Genomic DNA, 14,236 nt, shown 5'->3' with positions numbered 1-14,236 from the left:
AAATAGCAAAAACAACAGGCCACGCACCTGTAAACAGGACAACCGTCGTCAATGGCAGACGACTCACGACTACGATAACGCCAACTACGAGATACCCCCATGAGTATTCTTGCCATTCTGATATCGCTCGGGCTGCTGATGTTCCTGGCCTACCGCGGTATCACCGTTCTCTTGCTTGCCCCTCTGATGGCTGCCCTCGCTGTCGTCCTGTCAGGAGATGCAGCCGCCATGCTGCCCAGCTACACCGTGACTTTCATGAGTCAGCTGGGCGGCTATCTGGCCAAGTTCTTTCCGTTGTTCATCCTCGGTGCCCTGTTCGGACAGCTGATGGCTGATTCCGGGGCTGCGCATGCCATCTCCGAGGGCCTGGTCAAGCGCCTGGGCACACGCCATGTGATCCTGACAGTGGTGCTGGCCTGCGCACTGCTCACCTACGGGGGCGTCTCGCTGTTCGTGGTCGCCTTCGCCGTCTATCCGATTGGCGCTCAACTCTTCCAGCGTACCGGCACACCCAAACGGCTGCTGCCCGCGGCCATCGCCCTCGGCTCCTTCACCTTCACCATGACGGCACTTCCCGGCACGCCGGCCATCCAGAACGCCATCCCGATCCCCTACTTCCAGACCAACAGCTTCGCGGCGCCGGGGCTGGGCATCATCGCGGGCCTGATCATGCTGGGGCTCGGCACCTGGTGGCTCAAGGGACGTGCCAGCAAGGCTCAGGCACAGGGGGAAGGCTACGGAGTCCACAAGGACGAAGCGCTGGAGGAATCCATGGCGCCCACCGCACAGATGGGCATGATCACGGCGCTGATTCCGCTGGTGATGGTCATCGGCCTGAATGCCCTGCTGACCTACCTCATCTTCCCGCGCATCGATTTCTCCTACCTGAGCGAGTCCTTCCCGGAGCTTGACCCGGCGGGTGCCACCGGAATGTGGTCGATCCTGATCGCGCTAGCCTTCGCCTCCACCTGGCTGGTCATTTCACGCTGGAAGCAGTGGGCCGACCTGAAGACCACCGTCAACAATGGCTGCTTTGGCGCCATGCTGCCGGTCTTCAATACCGCCTCAGAGGTGGGATATGGCGCGGTGATCGCGAGCCTGGCCGGCTTCGCGATGGTCAAGGAGGCAGTGCTCGGCCTGTATCCGGCCAACCCGCTGATCTCGGAAGCGGTGGCAGTCAACGTGCTGGCCGGCATCACCGGCTCATCATCCGGCGGCATGAGCATTGCGCTTTCGACTCTGGGCGAGACCTACCGCGAGATGGCCGTCAATGCCGGCATCGACCTGGAGCTGATGCATCGCGTGGCGGCCCTGGCGGCGGGCAGCATGGATACCTTGCCGCACTCCGGCGCGGTCATCACCCTGCTGGCGATCTGCAAGCTGACTCACCGCCAGTCCTATGGCCAGATGTTCATGATGACGGTCGCCTTCCCGATGCTGGCCCTGATTTCCGTCGTCACCCTGGGCAGCCTGGTCGGCAGTTTCTGAGCTACAACAGCTGCTGAACGGTGGCAGCTTCTGGCCATGAGTGGAACAAGGTAACGCCATAGCAAAGACAATAAGGCCACCCATTCGGGTGGCCTTATTGTTGAGCAATCATGCTGGCAAGCAACGTGCTGACATCTCAGTAGACGTGGTGAACCCGCTTCGGGTCCAGCGTCTCATGACGTGCCCGCGTCTTGATCCAGAGCGTCAGATCATCGCGGTCGGTGCCGGGATTCTCGGCGACCCACTCGACGATGCGCGAGGCAATGAATTCGGCATGAAACTCATCATCGAACTGCAGCAGCATGAGGTCCTCGCCCCCCTGGGAGATGCGCAACAATACCTCGCTTGCCGGCAATACATAGAGATTCAACTCATGCAGATATTGCGTCGTGAAGGTCACGCGCCGAAAACGTTCGGGAACATTGCGCCCACTGTTGCTGATATCGTTCATGAAAGCCATGGCTCTCTCCTACAGTAAGGCGCTAATACATTTCGCTCATTCTTGAGCTGACCTTCTTATCATAGCGCAGAAGATATGCTGCGGGCCGATTTACAAGAACATTTTGTTGGAATCTGCAAGTCACTCTCATTAACGCTATATCAGCTGTGTTGTATCAGCTGTGTTGGCGCAGGGCATCACTTTGCAAGGTTAGCTGAACTCGTGTCAGCCAGCCCGCCAGCAGCGCCTGCTTATGCCGACTCATGGTGCGATGTTGCTCGATCACTTCGCATAATCGGTCGCCGGCCACCCGCATCCTGGTGGGACTCTCTCCCCGGGCACAACACTGATAGTCATCCGCCAGCGCATGGATCAATTCGCGCAAGGCATGCAGTACCGGACGTGGCACATCATTGCCCAATTCCCGCCGCACGAAGCCTATGCCGCGTCCGATATCCATCCCCGTCAGCCCCAGCGTTAGTAGCGGCATGCCGATCACTTGCTGCTGTGCAGCATCAGGCTGACCACTTGCACTCTCGCCACTACGGTGCGCTTCCTGTTCACGACTGCGAGTCTGTTCATGACGGGCGAGACGCAACAGCCTGTCTCCCATGCGCCCACCGAACCAGCTGTCTAGGCGCTCGGTGGAGCGTTCCGCCAGCTCGCGAATATCACTCGCCGTGGCGCGAATCAGTTGGCGCTTGTCCCAGCCAGGGCCCGGTACGGGGATCAGGCGGAAACCGATGATGGTCACAATCAGGCCGATCCCGGCCGCCAGGCTCCGATTGAGGGTATAGGCGACATCGAAGGTCATGCCGTTGTCCGGCATCACCAGCAGAATATTGAACACCACGAAGGGCAAGGCGATTCCCGCCAGCGCAGGCACCACGGAGCCCATCAAGCCGAGGAACAGCGGAATACTGAAGATGATCACGAAGGGCACGAAATGCTGGGCGTGACTGAGCATGACATTGCCGAACAGCAACACGCTCGGCACCGCCAGCAGCAAGCCCTTGAGCACCATCGGAATGATCGGAGCTGGATCACCGCGACTGACGAAGATGCCCGAGAACAGCGTGCCAAGCAGCATGGCTACCGCACCGTTGTCCCACGCCGTCGCAAGCCAGAAGATCGCCGTGACACTGAAGATGGCCATCGCGCGCAGCGCATCGATAGCAGCGCGGCCGTGATCGCGGTGCCAACTCATGCTCGGCTGCCGCAGCTGATGACGGCCGGGATGGTTGATGACCTCACGTGCCTGCAGGATGACCAGCGCATGCCCCAGTACCTCACGAAGACTGAACAACAATCTGGCTTCCAGCGCGGTAAGGCTTCGCTGGCCGCGTGACAGGCGCAGACATTCCCCGCGCAGCTCCTTGAGCGTCTTGCGTGCCTGGGCCGTGCCCTGATTGTCGGCCATGCTCTGAAAGGCCGCGCCCAGACGTTGCATCAGATCCTGCGTCGGCTGGCTGAAGCGTTCGGCTTCCTGTCTCCGGGCCTGATTCAGCTCAGGGGTCTGTGCGCTCACCTCGCCATCTTCGCTCCGTGCAGGCACAAAGAACTCAGGATGACGTAGCTGGTGGAGGGCCTTGAGGGTCGCGTAGAGACGCATGCTACGCCGCGTCAGCAGGTGTACACCGCGAATGCGCCCCTTGCCCTGAGGGCCTTCATAGCGCGCTGAATGGGCATCGATCTGGAGATTGTTGAGCGCATCCAGCCCGGTCATCATCTGCTCGAGCATCGCCATGCGTTCCTGATGCTGATCCTGTTGCCGACCTGTGACCCTGCCTCCCTCTGGCGGCATCGAGAACGCCAGCGCCATATAGCGGAAGGTGGCATTCACCGCCGTGTCCGCCAGCTGGCCGAGATGATCACGCACACGAATCGGCCAGACCAGCGCACTCACGACGACAGCACACAGCGCGCCGAGACTCAGCTCACTGAGACGGGCCAGCGCCACCGAGAAGAAGTCATCCGGCGCCGAGGACGTCAGCACCACGATGATCATGCAGGCCACCGCCGCCATCACACAGCCATAGGACAGATTGTTGTGCGTCAGCGAGGCGCCATAAATACACAGCCCGATCCACAGTGTGACCGAGCCCAGCGCCAGCTCGGGCACCTGGGCAAAGCAGCCCATGATCACCACGGCCACACAGGTACCGACGAAGGTACCCGTGACCTGACAGATGCCCTTCTCGACCACCATGCCCGACATCGGCCGTGTCTGCAGAAACGCCGCCGAGATCAGCGCCCAATAGGGTCGATCGAGGTCGAAGAAGAAGGCGGCGTAGAGGGCCAGCGCCATTGCCAGAACCCCCTTGGTGGCGAACTTCAGGGCAAACGGCGAAGGCCTGAGGAAAGCGGCCAGAGCGGGAGACATGGATCAATGCTTCCCGTCTGCGTCTTGGACAGCCTGATCTGTCTCGTCAGGTTCCGCTTTGGCATGACTGGTCTCATCCTTGCCATCTTCGGCAGTGATCAGCCTGACACTCGCCGTCATGCCGGCGGCAAGATTGACACCTGAGGCACGTACCGCCTCGATATCATCGAATTCCACCCGTACCGGAACGCGCTGCGCCAGACGCACCCAACTGAAGGTGGCGCTGACCTGGGGCAGCTGCTGGGCATTGGTCGCGGTATTGTCATCGGCGATGCCCTGACCGATCCCCACGACCCGCCCCTTGAAGTCTTCATTGCCGCTCATCAGCGTGATCTGGACCGGATCGCCCGGACGCACATGCTGCAGCTTGGTCTCCTGGAAGTAGGCGCTCAGGTAGAAGGAGTCTTCCTTGATCAGCGCCATCACCGCCGTGCCTGCCGTGACGTAATTGCCCTGACTGAGGTGCATGTTGAGAATGCTACCGTCGGCGGGTGCCACCAGACGCGTACGATCGAGATCCAGCTGCGCGGATTGCACCGCGGCTTCGGCCTGTTGCACGTCGGCGCGGGCGACTTCGGCTTCCAGACGCGCACTGTCGCGCTCTTCCTCACTGATGGCACGATTGGTCAAGCGACCACGACGATTGGCTTCATGCTCCTTCAGACTCAGGGTCGCCCTGGCACTGGCGAGACTGGCCTTGGCCTTGGCGAGCGCGGCCTCATAACGCGCACGGTCGACCTGAAGGATGACGTCCCCTTCCTTGACGCGCGTGGTATCCGCCACGTTCAGCTCACGCACCCAGCCGGAGACATCCGGGCTCAACGTGATCACCTCGGCGCGCACCCGGGCGTCGCGCGTCCAGGGACTGTACATGTAGGTATTCCACAGCCACACCGCACACCAGGCTGCAGCCGCCACCAGACAGAGAGTGATGATCCATTTGACGGCTTTGTGTCGCAGGTTGCGCATGCGGTTTCCTTGGAGAATAGAGGGGCTGGGGAAAATGGGTGCCACGAAACGGGGCGCGGAAAGATCGGGATCACGAATGGCGTAACGCTGAAGGAATGGCGCACGTCACGTCACGTCACGAGGGCGACCACCGCCGCCAGACAGATGACAAACAGCGAAATATCGAACCAGGCCTCGAACCAGAGCTCGTGATTGGCCAACAGACGATGCAGCAGCGTGCGTATGAGACCCGCCGCCAGCAAGGCGACCAGCGCATAGACCAGCATCGGGCTGATCAGGAATTCCCCGACCACCATTTCATGCAGCGCATTGAAGCCAGGCGCAACATCATTGCCTGCAGCGATTTCCTTCATCGAGATGTCCTAATCCTGTGTTATGCGAGATCTGGCTTGCGTCATGCGAGAGCTTGGTCCCACCTGACAGAATCCCGACTGACATGCGTACAATCATCGTTCAACGATGGTGGCAGCCTCGTGCGCATTCAAGGTCTGCGAGTGGACTGTTCCACCCTGCGGATCTTGAGGGCAGCGTCGTCGCTGAGAATATATGCAGGCTAACATTTTTTGCCGTCGCGCACCGTTGCGTCAGAAGAATCACCCCATTCCTCGCACAGCGGGCGACCAGAATCCGCTCTCCATTTGGCTGAGCGCTAATTGGAACAACCAGCCTGGACGCCAGGTATTCAGGTAGTAGCAGAGTACAAGGTGCCCCGAAACGCAAGACGGCTTACCCAGAAGGCAAGCCATCTTGTTTTTTCCACTCCCTGCTTTCTGAGGATTACTACACTGCGTAGCCGAGCACGCGTGGCAGCCACAGGGCGAGCTCAGGGAACAACATCACCACCGCCAACGCTGCCAGCATCGCCACCACGAAGACCATCGCCCAACCCACCGTCTTCTCCAGCCGTACCCCGGCCACGCTGCTGGTCACCATCAGATTGACTGCCACTGGCGGGGTGAACTGCCCGATCGCGATGTTCATGGCCAGCAGAATCCCGAACCATACCGGATGCCACCCGAAGTGCTGCATCACCGGAATCAGCACCGGCATCAGGATCAGGTAGATGGAGACCGCATCCAGCAGCATCCCGGCGATCAGTACCGCCACCATCACCAGAATCAGCAGCACCGTGCCGCTATCGGACAGCGTGATCAACCACTCGGCGAGATGGCGGAAGGTACCCAGCATGGTGCCGGCCCAGGCGAATATGCCCGCCAGCGCGATGATCAGCATCACCACACCGGAGATGACGGCCGCCTCCCTGAGCAGCTCCCACACCTGAGAGAGCTTGAGCTCGCGAGTGATGAAGAGCCCGACACACAACCCATAGGCAGCTGCGACCACCGCCGCTTCCGTGGGCGTGAAGAGGCCTGAACGCAGCCCGCCGAGGATGATCACCGGCGCCAGCAGGGCCGGGATCGCTGAACGAAACGCCGGACCCAGCGCGATACGCTCTACCTGAGTCGGGTCTTCCCAGCGATAGCGTCGCGAGAGGAACCAGGCCGGCAGCAGCAAGGCCACGCCCACCAGCAAGCCCGGAATCAGGCCCGCGGCAAACAGCGCACGTAGATCCACCCCGGGCACCACGATGGAATAGAGGATCAGCGCGATGGACGGCGGGATCAGGATCGCCGTGGAGGCCGAGGCCGCAATCAGCGTCGCCGAGAACGCCCTGGGGTAGCCCGCCCGAGTCATGCTGGGGATCATCACCATCGCCACCGCGGCCGCATCCGCCGGGCCGGAGCCACTCATGCCGCCCATGATCAGGCATACCAGCACCGCCACCAGTGCGAGCCCCCCGTGACGCGGACCGATCAGCGCCTGGGCAAAGCGCACCAGCCGCGCCGCCACTCCGGCACGCTCGAACACCAGCCCCGTCAGGATGAACAGCGGAATGGCGATCAGCGGATACTTGGCGATGCTGTTGTAGGTATTGGTGCCGAGGGTGGCCAGCATGCTGACCGGCAGCCCCGCGACGATACCCACCGCCCCCGAGAGCCCCAGCGCGAAGGCCACCGGCACGCCGAGTATCAACAGGGCGGCAAAACTGGCGAGCAACCAGAGATCAGGACTCATGATCTGACTCCTTGTGCTCTGACGACGCATTCTGACCGGGCCCCTGCCCAGACCCTTGCGAAAGACGCTCGACACACAGCTGCAACTGACGCCAGGCCATCGCCAGCGCCAATATCGGCAGCCAGATCACGTACCACCAGTTGGGCAGACCCAGCCCCGGTGACAGCGAGTCCCACTGATATTCCTCCAGCGCGAAGGCCCCCCCGAACCACACCACCAGCCCCAGCACGACCAGCACCGCCAGGGTCTGCACGATCACGACCAGTCGCCAGAGCGGCAACGGCAGCACGTCTTCCAGCAATGCGATACGAATATGCGCCTGACGGCGAATCGCCACCGAGGCGCCCGCCAGCGTCAACAACACCAGCAGGAAGACCGAGAATTCCTCGGTAAAGGCAAAGGAGGCATCGGTGGCATAACGCACCACCACATTGGCCAGACTGATGATACCGATCAGTCCCAGCGCCAAGGCCGCCAGCCAGGACTCCGGCCGCACGCGTGGCGGTGGCCTGTCCGTGGGGGCAGGCGCTCCATTGGCGCCGTCTTGCAGAGCTCGTTGCGACGTTTGAGGTGATGCTTGTTGAGAGGATTGTTGCGACTTTTGCGACATGACACGCGATCCACACGAACGCCGAGGCTGTCAGGCCCCGGCGTGGTTCTTCACTCAATAACGCGCATAGACCGCATTATTCCCGATGTCATCTGCTCTATGAGCAGCGGCGATCATGGCCAGGCTCAGCGCGAGGCCTCGACCTCGGCACGTGCCGTCTCGACCAGCGCCTCACCGATCTTCGGTGTCCAGCTTTCGTAGACCGACTGGGTAGCATCCCGGAAGGTCTGCATCGCATCCTCATCCAGCTTGACGACATTCACGCCGCGCGCCTCGATGTCCGCCAGCCGCTGGGCATTACCTTCACGACTCATGGCGATCTCCCAGGCACCCGCTTCCCTGGCGGTCTCGGTCAGCAGCGTGCGCTCCTGTTCACTGAGCGACTTCCACACGCGCTGGTTGGCGGCGAAGATCAGCGGGTCCGCCATGTAGTGCCAGAGCGTCAAGTGACTCTGACCGACCTGATCGATGCGCGCGACATCGAACACCGACAGCGGGTTCTCCTGGCCATCCACCGCGCCGGTGGTCAGTGCCGGCTTGGCATCCGCCCAGCTCATCTGGGTCGGGTTGGCACCCAGCGCCGTGAAGGTGTCCTGGAACAGCGGCGAGCCCACCACACGAATCTTCAGGCCCTTCAAGTCGTCCGGCGAGGTGATCGATTTCGACGAATTGGACACCTCACGGAAGCCGTTCTCGCCCCACGCCAGCGGCTTGATGCCCTTGGACTCGATGGCGGCGAAGACCTGCTTGCCCGACTCGCCCTGGGTCAGGGCATCGATGGCGGCGTGGTCCGGCATCAGGAACGGCAGCGAGAACAGGTTGAGCTCCGGCACCTGGGGCGACCAGTTGATGGTCGAGCCCACCGCGAGATCGATCAGCCCCTGACGCATGGCCGAGAACTCCTTGGTCTGGTCCCCCGCCACCAGCTGAGCATTCGGATAAACGCGCAGGGTGAGCTCGCCACCGGAGCGCTCCTCTACCAGTTCCGCCCACTTCTCGGCCGCCTGGCCCCACGGGAAGGCATCCGACAGCACAGTGGAGACGGACAGCTCTCGCGCCTCGGCATCACTCGCCATCAGCGGTGACAGCAGAGCCAGGCCAAGCACGCCAGCCATTAGGGCGGAGCGACCCGTGGCAGTGACACGCGGGCGCGCGGTCTGGCTTTGAGAAAGAGCTGGAGAATGATCCGAAGTGCAGTGACGCAGATGACGAGGGGCGGGGCCAGCGTTGGCGTGTACAGCGGTCAGGGTCATGAATAACCTCTTGATTATGATGTTGTTGAGTGTGTCCAGAGGCAGATTCGCATCTACTTTGGTCGCTGACCATTCGACCATGCGACAGATCGGCGCTTTTTCGACGCTCAGATGCTGACTCGCTGCATTACCGATTACTGTATATTTATCCACCCTACGGGTTTTTCGAGACCTCTTGCGTACGAAACTCTCGACCATCGGGTGTCATCAGCGCGTGTCGCCAAGGAGTGTATCCAGCGATGCAGAAGGGCCAACCCTCGCGCAGACCCCGCCAGCAGGGAGTTTGACGATATTTCCCCTTTGCATGATGCCGTGCCTTTTACATCGCCAGCGTGTCCCGAGTCGTGTCGGGTCATGATTTCATGAGGGACTGTATATTCATCCACCCTATTACATCCTTGAGACAAATTTCACGATATGTCGTCTTTCAACCACGCAATGGCGCGCCACGGGTCGCAGACACTGGATTCGGTCGGTAGACTGAGCGCCGTTCCCGCAAGGACCAACCACGACTGACCAACATCACGCACGCAAGTGTCGTACCTGACATCTCGTCGGCACCGCTCACACGGTCCCGACCCCGACCGATGAGGCCCCTTCCATGCCGCACCCCCAGCAGGAAGCCGTACCCACTCCCACCTTCGAGACCGAGCCTCTCGACACCACGCGCAAACGACTGCAGCCGACCAGCAGTCTCGGCGCAGCAGTCGTTCTGTGGTCGCTGCTGCTGGGAATGGGGATGCTGATGCTGGCCAACGGGCTACAGGGCAGTCTGCTGGGGATTCGCGCCTCCTCGGAAGGCTTCAGCAACACCATGACGGGCATCATCATGTCGGCCTACTTCGCCGGCTTCCTGCTCGGCTCGACGCTTGCACCACGCAAGCTGCGCCGGGTCGGCCATGTGCGTACCTTCGCGGCGCTGGCCTCCATCACCTCCGTGTGCATCCTGATCCATGCGCTCTATGTGGTGCCCGAGGTGTGGATCGCGATGCGCTTCATCACCGGCTTCGCCTTCGCCGGCCTCTACGTGGTGGCGGAGAGTTGGCTCAACAGCCAGGCGACCAACCAGATGCGTGGCCGTCTGCTGGCCATCTACATGGTGATCACCTATCTGGGCATGGGCGGCGGCCAGTTGCTGCTCAACGTCGCCAACCCGAATACCTATCTGCTGTTCATCCTGGTGTCGGTGATCATGTCGCTGGCGCTGGTGCCGATGCTGCTGTCCGCCTCACCGCAACCGGAAGGCGCTCAGCCGGAGGCCATGGGGCTGGTACGTCTGCTGCGCCTGGCACCGCTGGGCACCCTGGGCGGCTTTGCCACCGGTATCGCCAACGGCACCGTCTTCGGCATGGGCGCAGTGTACGCCGACCGCGCCGGCTTGCCGGTGCAGGAAGTCTCCTGGTTCATGGGCGCCTTCATCCTGGGGGCCGCCCTGCTGCAATGGCCGCTGGGCAAGCTCTCCGACAAGCTGTCGGCCAAGAAGGTGATTCTGGGCTGCAGTCTCGGGGCGATCGCGCTGTCCATCGGTGGCGTGCCGTTCAGTGGCGGTAGCATGATGACCATGGCGCTGCTGGGTGCAGGCCTCGGCGGGCTGATCCTGACCCAGTACTCGCTGTTCCTGGCGGCGGCCAACAATCTGCTGACGACGGCCCAGATAATCTCCGCCAGCGGCACGCTGGTGCTGATGCATGGTGCCGGCGCGATTCTGGGCCCGCTCACCGCGGGGCTACTGATGGAGCGCTTCGGAGCCGTCGGCTTCCTCTATACCCTGACTGCCATCCACGTGCTGATCGTGATTCTCGCCGCCAGTGTCACCAGCAAGCCGCGTCAGGAGCTTGAGGCCGAGGAAGGCGATCACCCCGGCCACTATGTGGTGGCGCCCTCCACCACCAGCCCGCTGAGCGCTGCCTGGGTCGAGGAGGCCATCACCGAGCCGGAAACCGGTCAGCTGGAATTCGACTTCGATGCCGAACCTGAGCCGGAGCCGAGCGAGGAAGAACTTGCCGCCCAGCAACAGGAAGCGGCCTCTGAAGCAGAAGAAGGCGTCGTGCAGCAGGTCGACAATGAGGAAGGCGTGATGAACGACCGCGTCACCGGCATGGAAGACGACTGGCACCTGGATGGCCATATCGACGAGCAGGCACAGCACCTCAGCGAAGAGGAACGTCGCGTCAAGTCAGAGCCGGAGCGCGAGAGCTATTGATCACGTCTGATGGCATGCCGAAATTGACAATAAGATAAGAGCTAAACAAGAACACCGCCCTGAGAGGCGGTGTTCTTGGTTGGGGCGGGCAAAATAGCGGCGGGCGAAACAGAGACAGGAAGTTCAAGGGCAGGCGTAACAGCTAGACGGTTCAGCCGAGGGGGTAAAGACTGGGGAAACGAAGAAGGCTCACAACGATAGAGACTCAGGATAGAGGCTCAGCGACGACGCTTGCCCGCACGCGCCACCAGATGCGGTGCCAATACACCCTGCAACCGGCGCACCGCCTGGGAATGCAGCTGCGAGACACGCGACTCGGTGACATCGAGTACCGCGCCGATCTCCTTGAGGTTGAGCTTCTCCTGATAATAGAGCGCCATCAACAGCTTCTCGCGCTCCGGTAGCCGCGCGATGGCCTCATTCAAGGCGCGGCGCGTATCGGCCTCTTCCAGGGCGTCATGCGGCAAGGCAAACGGCGTGGTGAAGGGCGTCGCCTCGGGCGAGGCATGACCGCCCGCCAGCCCGCCTTCCTCATCCATCATCTCGTCCAGCGACATCACCATGCCGTTGTTGGTATCCAGCAGCAGGCGTCGATAGTCCTCCAGCTCAAGCCCCATGGCGGCGGCGATCTGGGTCTCCTCGGGCGGATAGCCCAGGCTCTGCTCCAACTGCTGGATCACGCTCTCAAGCTCACGCCCGGCCCGGCGCACACTGCGCGGCAACCAGTCACGCGAGCGCAACTCATCAAGCATCGCGCCACGGATGCGCTGACTGGCATATGTGGCAAAACTGGCGCCGTGGCCCTGCTCATAGCGGCCCACGCATTCACACAACCCCAACATGCCGGCCTGAATCAGATCCTCGAGATCGACACTCGCTGGCAAGCGCACCTGCAGCTGCAGCGCGATGCGGCGCACCAGCGGCTGATACTCGGTGTAGATATCCTGCTGGGCCATGCGCCCATTGGCGGTATACATCGGCGTCCTGGTCCTCGCTTGCATCCCTCGGGGTCGTTTGACTCAGGGTCATATCCCCATCCTCGGGACTCCTGTTCCCAGCGTATTGTCGCGCCCCCGCCACAAACCATTCGCTCGAATAGCTACCCTCAGCGACGGCTTTCCTGCCTTACGTCGCAACTCCCCCTTGGGGAGGCGGACATGAAGGCACATAGGAAGAGACAGTGAGAGAAGACGAGACACGCACAAAGCCCGCCAGCCGGTCGACAGAATATCGCAAAGGTGGAGCGAGGACGTCACGAGGAGCGCCCATAAGGAGAGCGCGTAAGGAAAGCCAGTGGGACAGCAAAAATGAGAAAGGTCAAAAGGCTGCAAAAAAATTCTAAAGTTCTGTCGCGCCGCGACGATAACTGAAGCAACGGCACAGGAGTCGTTACTGGCGACACGCCATCTATCTCCCCATTACGACAGGAAGTGACACATGGCTTCAGTGATCAATACCAACACCCTTTCCATGGTGACTCAGCAGAACCTGAATCAGTCCCAGAACGCCCTGAACACCTCCATGGAACGTCTGTCCTCCGGCATGCGTATCAACAGCGCCAAGGACGACGCCGCCGGCCAGGCCATTGCCAACCGCATGGACTCCCAGATCACTGGCCTGTCCCAGGCGCAACGTAACGCCAACGACGGCATCTCTGTCGCCCAGACCGCTGAAGGCGCATTGAATCAGGTCAACGATAACCTGCAGCGAGTCCGTGAGCTGACTGTCCAGGCACAGAACGGCACCAACAATGCCGATGACCTGAGCTCCATCCAAGATGAAATCACCATGCGCCTTGAGGAGATTGATCGTATCTCCGAGCAGACAAGCTTCAATGGTGTAGATGTTTTGAACACCAATGATTCTTTGAGCATTCAAGTAGGTGCCAATGATGGCGAAACAATTGAGATTAATTTACAGAAAACCAATAGCTCTACCCTGGGACTAGATGGCTTTTCTGTTAGTGGAAACTCTCTCAATATAAGCGATGAAATCACACAAGTTACAAATAATGGCGGCACACCTGCTGATGTCAACTTAGATGCTGCGGCCACCTCTTTAGGAGTAGAAGCTGGCTCTCTTAGCTTGCATAACGTAACAGATGCGAACGGCGACGCTACCAGTGAATTTGTAGTAAAATCTGGTGACGACTTTTATGCAGCTTCTGTTAATGATGCCACTGGTGATGTTACATTGAACGTCGCTGACGTTGATTATACTGACGAAGATAATGGAGTAAGCACTGCAAATGCAGTCACCCTTTCGAATCAGCTGGTCAAGGTAGGCGTAGATGATTCTGGAGCTGCAACTGCATACGTCGACATCCAGGGCGGTAGCTATGCAGTCGGCTCAGGCGCGCTTGCCAATGGCGGCGCTACTGCCACAGACTTCGATAATACCGGCACAGACATTGCACTGAGCGGTACAACTCCAACTGCACAGTTCGAAGGAGTATCAACGACCGACCCATTAGAGAAACTTGATGCAGCACTTAAGCAAGTAGACAGCATGCGTTCCGACCTCGGTGCCGTGCAGAACCGTTTCGATTCTGCCATCACCAATCTGGCAACCACTGAAACCAACCTGGCGTCTGCCCAGTCGCGCATCCAGGATGCCGATTACGCAGAAGAAGTGTCCAGCATGACCACTGCACAGATTCTGCAGCAGGCGGGGACTTCCATGCTGACTCAGGCCAACCAGGTGCCGCAGAACGTGCTGTCACTGCTGGGCTGATCTCTGGCTCACATGCTGCATAGGCCTGTCACTCAGCATGAGTGGCAGGCCCGCCGCTGGCAGAAGATAGTGGTCTTGTTGA

The 14,236-nt window shown here is 60.7% G+C and carries 11 protein-coding genes; 3 read left to right on the top strand and 8 right to left on the bottom strand.

Annotated elements, in window-relative coordinates; all coding sequences use genetic code 11:
• Positions 1-99: 99 nt before the first annotated feature.
• A complete protein-coding gene (locus QQF40_RS06955; protein ID WP_285460807.1) occupies positions 100-1,488 on the top strand; it encodes a GntP family permease in 1,389 nt (462 codons plus the stop codon).
• A 136-nt stretch (positions 1,489-1,624) separates the two neighbouring features.
• Here the strand turns inward: QQF40_RS06955 and QQF40_RS06950 are convergent, their stop codons facing one another.
• The 7 genes from QQF40_RS06950 to QQF40_RS06920 form a co-directional block, all read right to left on the bottom strand.
• The gene (locus QQF40_RS06950) at positions 1,625-1,948 is read right to left on the bottom strand and encodes a hypothetical protein (protein ID WP_285460806.1); all 324 of its coding nucleotides are present in this window, start codon (positions 1,946-1,948) and stop codon (positions 1,625-1,627) included.
• Positions 1,949-2,102: 154 nt separating this feature from the next.
• Positions 2,103-4,310: an FUSC family protein gene (locus QQF40_RS06945; RefSeq protein WP_285460805.1), complete on the bottom strand. Its 2,208-nt coding sequence runs from the start codon at positions 4,308-4,310 to the stop codon at positions 2,103-2,105.
• A gap of 3 nt (positions 4,311-4,313) precedes the next feature.
• Positions 4,314-5,279 (bottom strand): efflux RND transporter periplasmic adaptor subunit, encoded by a 966-nt coding sequence (locus tag QQF40_RS06940; protein WP_285460804.1) that lies wholly within the window; start codon positions 5,277-5,279, stop codon positions 4,314-4,316.
• Positions 5,280-5,389: 110 nt separating this feature from the next.
• Positions 5,390-5,632, bottom strand: coding sequence for a DUF1656 domain-containing protein (locus QQF40_RS06935; RefSeq protein WP_285460803.1), 243 nt, complete (start codon positions 5,630-5,632; stop codon positions 5,390-5,392).
• Between the two features lie 427 nt (positions 5,633-6,059).
• Positions 6,060-7,355, bottom strand: a complete 1,296-nt coding sequence (locus QQF40_RS06930; protein ID WP_285460802.1) for a TRAP transporter large permease — start codon at positions 7,353-7,355, stop codon at positions 6,060-6,062.
• Positions 7,345-7,851 (bottom strand): TRAP transporter small permease, encoded by a 507-nt coding sequence (locus tag QQF40_RS06925; protein WP_285460801.1) that lies wholly within the window; start codon positions 7,849-7,851, stop codon positions 7,345-7,347. The genes QQF40_RS06930 and QQF40_RS06925 overlap by 11 nt, the downstream gene beginning before the upstream one ends.
• Before the next feature lie 239 nt (positions 7,852-8,090).
• Positions 8,091-9,080 carry a DctP family TRAP transporter solute-binding subunit gene (locus tag QQF40_RS06920; protein WP_285460909.1) on the bottom strand — a complete coding sequence of 330 codons (990 nt, stop codon included), beginning with the start codon at positions 9,078-9,080 and terminating at the stop codon, positions 8,091-8,093.
• 739 nt (positions 9,081-9,819) lie between these two features.
• Between QQF40_RS06920 and QQF40_RS06915 the strand changes: the two genes are divergently transcribed.
• Positions 9,820-11,421: an MFS transporter gene (locus QQF40_RS06915; protein WP_285460800.1), complete on the top strand. Its 1,602-nt coding sequence runs from the start codon at positions 9,820-9,822 to the stop codon at positions 11,419-11,421.
• 218 nt (positions 11,422-11,639) lie between these two features.
• Here QQF40_RS06915 and QQF40_RS06910 read toward each other — a convergent pair whose 3' ends face one another.
• Complete coding sequence (locus tag QQF40_RS06910; protein ID WP_153635806.1) at positions 11,640-12,398, bottom strand: RNA polymerase sigma factor FliA; 759 nt, start codon at positions 12,396-12,398, stop codon at positions 11,640-11,642.
• A 460-nt stretch (positions 12,399-12,858) separates the two neighbouring features.
• Here QQF40_RS06910 and QQF40_RS06905 point away from each other — a divergent pair, with 460 nt between their 5' ends.
• Positions 12,859-14,154: a FliC/FljB family flagellin gene (locus tag QQF40_RS06905; protein ID WP_285460799.1), complete on the top strand. Its 1,296-nt coding sequence runs from the start codon at positions 12,859-12,861 to the stop codon at positions 14,152-14,154.
• Positions 14,155-14,236 lie beyond the last annotated feature (82 nt).

The organism is Cobetia sp. LC6, from assembly GCF_030264805.1.
Classification (GTDB): Bacteria; Pseudomonadota; Gammaproteobacteria; order Pseudomonadales; family Halomonadaceae; genus Cobetia.
This window is presented reverse-complemented; position numbering and strand designations above follow the sequence as displayed.

Excerpts from the sequence above, each read along its gene's own strand:
- QQF40_RS06955 (WP_285460807.1), top strand. The coding sequence starts at position 100 with ATGAGTATTCTTGCCATTCTGATATCGCTCGGGCTGCTGATGTTCCTG.
- QQF40_RS06950 (WP_285460806.1), bottom strand. The coding sequence starts at position 1,948 with ATGGCTTTCATGAACGATATCAGCAACAGTGGGCGCAATGTTCCCGAA.
- QQF40_RS06945 (WP_285460805.1), bottom strand. The coding sequence starts at position 4,310 with ATGTCTCCCGCTCTGGCCGCTTTCCTCAGGCCTTCGCCGTTTGCCCTG.
- QQF40_RS06940 (WP_285460804.1), bottom strand. The coding sequence starts at position 5,279 with ATGCGCAACCTGCGACACAAAGCCGTCAAATGGATCATCACTCTCTGT.
- QQF40_RS06935 (WP_285460803.1), bottom strand. The coding sequence starts at position 5,632 with ATGAAGGAAATCGCTGCAGGCAATGATGTTGCGCCTGGCTTCAATGCG.
- QQF40_RS06930 (WP_285460802.1), bottom strand. The coding sequence starts at position 7,355 with ATGAGTCCTGATCTCTGGTTGCTCGCCAGTTTTGCCGCCCTGTTGATA.
- QQF40_RS06920 (WP_285460909.1), bottom strand. The coding sequence starts at position 9,080 with ATGGCTGGCGTGCTTGGCCTGGCTCTGCTGTCACCGCTGATGGCGAGT.
- QQF40_RS06915 (WP_285460800.1), top strand. The coding sequence starts at position 9,820 with ATGCCGCACCCCCAGCAGGAAGCCGTACCCACTCCCACCTTCGAGACC.
- QQF40_RS06910 (WP_153635806.1), bottom strand. The coding sequence starts at position 12,398 with ATGTATACCGCCAATGGGCGCATGGCCCAGCAGGATATCTACACCGAG.
- QQF40_RS06905 (WP_285460799.1), top strand. The coding sequence starts at position 12,859 with ATGGCTTCAGTGATCAATACCAACACCCTTTCCATGGTGACTCAGCAG.